The sequence below is a fragment of the Streptomyces sp. W16 genome (genome assembly GCF_033194735.1).
Classification (GTDB): Bacteria; Actinomycetota; Actinomycetes; order Streptomycetales; family Streptomycetaceae; genus Streptomyces.
On the sequence record NZ_JAWOAI010000571.1, the window covers coordinates 1 to 5,805 of the forward strand.

General features: G+C 69.8%; 6 protein-coding genes and 1 pseudogene. 2 read left to right on the forward strand and 5 right to left on the reverse strand.

All coding sequences use genetic code 11. The features are described 5' to 3' along the window. Both R6V09_RS44025 and R6V09_RS44030 read left to right on the forward strand, forming a co-directional pair. A pseudogene (locus R6V09_RS44025) lies at window positions 1-222 on the forward strand (roadblock/LC7 domain-containing protein); the annotation flags it as partial. A gap of 4 nt (window positions 223-226) precedes the next feature. Next, window positions 227-655 carry a hypothetical protein gene (locus R6V09_RS44030; RefSeq protein WP_317887102.1) on the forward strand — a complete coding sequence of 143 codons (429 nt, stop codon included), beginning with the start codon at window positions 227-229 and terminating at the stop codon, window positions 653-655. A 29-nt stretch (window positions 656-684) separates the two neighbouring features. Here the strand turns inward: R6V09_RS44030 and R6V09_RS44035 are convergent, their stop codons facing one another. The 5 genes from R6V09_RS44035 to R6V09_RS44055 all read right to left on the reverse strand — a co-directional run bounded on the left by R6V09_RS44035 (window position 685) and on the right by R6V09_RS44055 (window position 5,502). Continuing rightward, window positions 685-3,018: an ABC transporter permease gene (locus R6V09_RS44035; protein WP_317887103.1), complete on the reverse strand. Its 2,334-nt coding sequence runs from the start codon at window positions 3,016-3,018 to the stop codon at window positions 685-687. Beyond that, the gene (locus tag R6V09_RS44040; protein ID WP_317887104.1) at window positions 3,015-3,707 is read right to left on the reverse strand and encodes an ABC transporter ATP-binding protein; all 693 of its coding nucleotides are present in this window, start codon (window positions 3,705-3,707) and stop codon (window positions 3,015-3,017) included. The genes R6V09_RS44035 and R6V09_RS44040 overlap by 4 nt, the downstream gene beginning before the upstream one ends. Further along, on the reverse strand, window positions 3,704-4,228 hold the full coding sequence (locus tag R6V09_RS44045; protein ID WP_317887105.1) for a PadR family transcriptional regulator: 525 nt from the start codon (window positions 4,226-4,228) through the stop codon (window positions 3,704-3,706). Before R6V09_RS44045 ends, R6V09_RS44040 begins: the two co-directional genes overlap by 4 nt. A gap of 105 nt (window positions 4,229-4,333) precedes the next feature. Next, window positions 4,334-4,576: a hypothetical protein gene (locus R6V09_RS44050; RefSeq protein WP_317887106.1), complete on the reverse strand. Its 243-nt coding sequence runs from the start codon at window positions 4,574-4,576 to the stop codon at window positions 4,334-4,336. Further along, window positions 4,573-5,502 (reverse strand): SPFH domain-containing protein, encoded by a 930-nt coding sequence (locus R6V09_RS44055; protein ID WP_317887107.1) that lies wholly within the window; start codon window positions 5,500-5,502, stop codon window positions 4,573-4,575. The genes R6V09_RS44050 and R6V09_RS44055 overlap by 4 nt, the downstream gene beginning before the upstream one ends. Window positions 5,503-5,805 lie beyond the last annotated feature (303 nt).

Genomic DNA, 5,805 nt, shown 5'->3' on the forward strand with positions numbered 1-5,805 from the left:
CTGGCCCGGCGCACCGCCGAGGCCACCGACCGCGGCACGCTGCGCCAGACGGTGACGTACGGAAGTCACGGCTGCGCCGCGACCTACGCCGTCGGCGCCACCGCCCTGATGGTGGTGCTCGGCGACGAGGGGATGGACGTGGACCGGCTGCACCTCGCGGCCCGGCCGACGCTCGACCGCATCGAGTCGATCCTCACTGAGAAGGCATCAGAAGGAGTGTGAAGGGATGGCGACGAAACGTATGACCCCAGGATTCTCCGACCAGGTGATGGGCCTGGTCAAAACCCTCCGTACCGATGCCCCCGACTGTGTGGCCTCGGGTGTGGTCGACATGGCCACCGGCATGCTGCTGTCGTACGAGACCATCGACAACCACCCGCCAGAGGTCCTCGACCTGCTGGCGGGTGCGACCCTCGACCTGTTCCAGGGCCGGACGGTCGTGATGATCGAGGACGTCTTCAAGGAACGTCGCGGGATCACCAGTGACCACCACTTCTTCCAGGAGATCCTCGTCAACAGCGAGAACCTCACCCATCTGTTCGTGCGGATGACCGAGCAACAGGACGTCGTCGCCGTGGTGGTCTGCCGCAAGTCGGTGAACGTGGGCATGCTCTTCGCCCAGGTCCGCCGGGTGGTCCGGGAGTACGGACTCTGAGACACCGGCGGGCGGACGGCTGCGGGCGGTTACTCCGTGCGCAGCCCGTCCGGCCGCATCATCCGCAGCAGCGGCGGCAGGCTGAGCAGGGTCACCGCCAGGACGACCGCCGCACCGATGCCGGTCATCGTCAGCACGCTCGCCCAGTCGACGACCACCGGCGTGGCCGTCATCTTCAGCAGCACCGAGCCCAGGGTCAGCCCCACCGCCGAGGCAAGGGCCAGGCCCAGACCGATCGGGATCGCCGTCTGCCACAGCACCGACAGGCTCAGCGTGCGCCGCCGGGTGCCGAAGGCGACCAGCGCCGACAGCAGCTTCCTGCGCTCGCGCAACTGCTCCAGCTGCGACACCAGCAGGCTTGCCCCGATGAGGACGAGCACACAGGTGGCGCCGACCAGCAGCCCGGTGCGGATGGACCGGAACTGCACCGACTGCTCGGTGGCGGCCAGGGTGAACACGGTCGCCAGCGGGTCGAGCTTCGCGGCGGTGTTGCGTACGTAGTCGGTCGCGTCCGGCACCGAGGTGTCGAGCGTGACGAACACCTTCTGGTTGAGGGACTTCGCCGCCTTCGCGGGCAGTGCGCCGGAGGTGATCAGCAGACCGTCGCGGGCGTAGCCGGTCGGGTCCTCGCGGTGTGTCGCCGTCTTCAGGCCCGCGGGCACCTTCCAGGCCACCGTGTCGGTCGTCGGCCCGTCGTACACCGGGTCCAGGTACAGCGTGCGGCCCGTCTTGGCGACCTGGTTCGTCGTGCCGCCGTAGTCGCCGCCGACGATCTTGAAGATGTCGCCGTTCCGGCAGGACGTCAGCCGGGCCACCTCGCGCAGCTCGGCGCAGCTGCCGACGGCCACCTCCACCTCGTCCTTGGGGTTCTTCGCCCGGTCGCCGATCGAGGTGAGCGAGATGGGCGACGTACGGTGCACGCCCTTGGTCCGGGAGAGCTGTGCGTCGGCCTGGGTCAGCGGGGTGCCGCTGCCGAGGGAGACCTCCACCTGGGCCCGTTCCACGTCGTTGCCGGTCTCCTTGGTGTAGCCGCCCTCGACGCCGGCGAACAGCATCTGCAGGGCGATCGCACCGGCCACCGCGACCGCGATGCCGTTGACCATCCTGGCGGCCGTACCGCTGCTCAACTGGAGCCTGCGGACAGCGAGTTGCCAGGACACCGAGCCGGAGTTCAGCCGGGCCACGGTGGCCTCGACGATCCACGGCAGCAGGGCGGTGATGCCGACGAGCAGCAGAACCGTGCCGCCGGTCACCAGATACTGGTTGAAGTTCCCGTTGCTGTTGCCCTGGCCGATCATCGGGTAGAGCATCGCGAGGCCGGCCAGCGGCATCAGCAGCCGCCACCACAGCCGGCGCCGCGGCGGCTTCGCCTTGCGGACCACACCGAGCGGTTCGATGACGACCCCGCGCAGCGCGAACAGCGTCACCAGGACGGCCGAGGCCGGGACGGCGAGGGCGACGACCAGGGCGAGCAGCGGCGAGGGGTTGAGGTCGCTCGGGAACATGCTGATGTCCCGTACCTCCATCAGCGCCGCCAACTGCCGCCCCACCAGGAAGAATCCGGTGCCGAGGACGAGCCCGAGGAGCGCCCCCGCGAGCGCCTCGCCACCCGCGATCCGGCGCGCCATCCGCCCGTCCGCGCCGACCAGGCGCAGCGCCGCGAGCCGTTGGTCCCGGCGCTCGCCGCCGAAGCGCACGGCCGCCGCGATGAACACGCCGACCGGCAGCAGCAGTACGACGAAGACGATCAGGATCAGCAGCAGCAGGATCGGGTCGAGCTTCTCCGGCTGGGAGTTGGGGGAGGGCCCGAAGTAGTTGATCCGCTCGACGCTGCTGTTGGCCTGGTGCTGCTTGAGGTCCTTTCCGCCCGCGTAGTAGGCGAGTTCGGCGGGCCCGATGAGCCCGGGCTGCGCGATGGTGCCGGTGATCCGGTAGGGCAGCCGCTCGCGCAGCAGCTTCCCGGAGCCGGACTTGAGGAGCTTGTCCAGCGCGGGGGAGACGACCATCTCGCCCAGCGCGGGGAACTTCGTGAGACCCGGCGGCAGCGGCGCCTTGGCGCCCTCCGGCTCCAGCATCCGGCCGCGCACGTCCTTGGTGCGGAACGTGGTGTCGGAGTTGGCGATGACCAGGGTGTTGTCCGCCTTCGGCAGCTGCTTCCCGCTGTAGGTGAAGTCCTGCCGGGCGTTGCCGCGGTTGTCGCGCTGCGACAGCGCGCTCGGCAGCGCGGTGGTGAGCAGCAGCAGCGCCACCCCCAGCCCGACGCCGACCGCCGTCAGTACGGCCCGGACCCAGCCCTCACGCCCGCCGGCGAAGGCGAACCGCACCCCCATGGCCAGATCGGCCGCCCACTGACGCAGGTTCATACGATGCGCTCCATGTCCTTGGACTTGCCGTCCCGTACGACGATCTCGCGGTCCGAGTAGGCGGCCACCCGCGCCTCGTGCGTGACCAGCACGACGGCCGCGTTCGTCGACCGGGCAGCCTCGGTCAGCAGCTCCATCACGCGCTCGCCGTTGAGCGAGTCGAGCGCGCCGGTCGGCTCGTCGGCGAACAGCACCCGCGGGCTGGTGACCAGCGAACGGGCGACGGCGACGCGCTGCCCCTGACCGCCGGAGACCTCACCGGGCCGCTTCTTGGCGAGGTCGTCGACCTCAAGCCGCTCCATCCAGCCGAGCGCGGTCCGCTCGGCCTCCTTGCGATGCGTGCCGTTCAGCCGCAGCGGCAGCGCGACGTTCTCGACACAGGTCAGCTCGGGCACCAACTGGCCGAACTGGAACACGAACCCGAACTCCGAGCGGCGCAGCGCACTGCGCTGGGCGTCGCTCATCGTCGCCATCTCCTCCCCGTTGTACGTGATCGAGCCCGAGTCGGGCGGCACGATCCCGGCGAGACAGTGCAGCAGCGTCGACTTCCCGGACCCGGAGGGCCCCATCACGGCGACCACCTCACCGGGATGGATGGAGAACTCCGCGCCGTCGAGCGCGGTCGTCGGCCCGTAGGCCTTGCGCAGCTCCTCGGCCGCGAGCAGGGAACCGGCGGGATGCGTCGTCACTTGGCCACCACCTCGGCGAGCTTGTCGAGACGCGCCGCGGTGAGCTCCAGCCACCGCAGGTCGGCCTCCAGATGGAAGAGGGCGTGGTCGCAGATCAGCTGGTCCGCGAGATCGCCCTTGCGCTTGCGGTCGGTCAGGATCCGCATGCTGCGCAGATGCTCGGAACGCTGCACATCGAGGATCTCTCCCGCGTCCCGGTGCGTGAGCAGCGCGAGGACGACCTTGGTGTAGAGGGTCGACTGCAGATACGGCTCGGGCTTCTCCGGCGTCGCGAGCCACTGCTGTACGTCAGTGATCCCGGCGTCGGTGATCGCGTACCGCTTGCGCTCGGGACCGCCGCCGGCCTCGATGCCGTCGACCTCGACGAGGCCGTTCTTCAGCAGTCGGGACATCGTCGAGTAGACCTGGCCGTAGTGCAGCGGCCGGTCGTGACCGAACTTCTCGTCGAAGGCCCGCTTCAGGTCGTAACCGTGGCACGGGCCGGACTCAAGGAGCCCTAGAAGGGTGTGACCGATGGACATGCGGAGCACTCTACACACGGCGTATACCCGGTGTGTATACGCACTGTGTGTAGATCATGGCCCGTGGTACGGCCCCGCAGGTGGGGGCCGATTGTCACGGTTCTGTCACTTGGGCGGAGCGGGCGGCCGGCCGCGCCGCGGCAGTGGTCCGGCCTCGCCGGGAAGCCGCCCCGTCTCCGCGAGAGCGCGGCGCAGCAGGAACTCGATCTGCGCGTTGGCGGACCGCAGTTCGTCACCGGCCCACCGGGCGACGGCCTCGTACACCGCGGGGTCCAGCCGCAGCAGCACCTGCTTGCGCTCCTGCTGCGGCCGGCGCTTCGCCCCGGAGGGCTCGGAAGGGTCTGTCACTGGTACAGGGTGCCCGTGTTGAGTACGGGCTGCGGCGCCCGGTCCCCGCAGAGCACCACCAGCAGGTTGGACACCATCGCCGCCTTCCGCTCGGAGTCCAGCTCCACGATGTCCCGCTCGGTGATCCGGGCAAGCGCCGCCTCGACCATCCCCACCGCGCCGTCCACGATCTGCCGCCGGGCCGCGACGACCGCCCCGGCCTGCTGCCGCTGGAGCATCGCCGACGCGATCTCGGGCGCGTACGCGAGGTGCGTGAAGCGGGACTCGATGATCTGGACGCCGGCCGCCTCGACGCGCGCGCTCAGTTCGAGGACGAGCTTCTCGGTGATCTCCTCGGCGTTGCCGCGCAGCGAGAGCCCGCCCTCGTCGTGGGAGTCGTAGGGGTACTCGATGGCGATGTGCCGTACGGCCGCCTCGGTCTGGATGGCGACGAAGTCGCTGTAGTCGTCCACCTCGAAGGTGGCCTGCGCGGTGTCGCGGACCTTCCACACCATGACCGCGGCCAGCTCGATCGGGTTGCCGTAGGCGTCGTTGACCTTGAGGACCGCGGTCTCGTGGTTGCGGACGCGGGTCGAGATCTTGGTGCGCGAGGTGAAGGGGTTCACCCAGCGCAGCCCGTCCTGCCGGATGGTCCCCCGGTAGCGCCCGAAGAGCTGCACGACCCGCGCCTCGCCCGGCGCCACCGTGTTCAGCCCGCGCATCGCGATGACCGCGGCCAGGAAGACGAGGATGCCGCCGACGATCAGCGCGGCCTTGCCGCCGGGCGCGGTGACCGCGGTGGCGGTGGCGAGCAGTCCGGCGGAGAGCAGCAGCCCGGCCAGTCCGAGGACGAGCGCCAGCGCGCCGCCGATGCTGTGCGCGGCGAACTCGCGCACACGCGGGGCGGGCATCTCGGGTACGTCGGCTGTGGGTGAGTCCGTGGCCATCGTGGTCCCCCATATCTCGGTTGAAGCAAAGTGATATCACTTTACCCCTGGACGGCAACCCTCAACCCCTCTCGCACGTCGGTTCCGTTGAGACAGGTGCTGATTCTCACGTCCGTAAAAGACAGGATCGGCAGACCTTTGTCACAACTGGCGGTGTTAGCTTTCTGAGCTGACTTGCAGAGACGGCCGAGACGGAAGCGGAGCAGACGGACTCATGGGACGAGCGGAAGAGCGACGAGCGCGACAACGCGGTGGCCGCCGCGCTGCGCCCAAGACCCGCCGCTCGTCGGGGGCCGCCGGCAG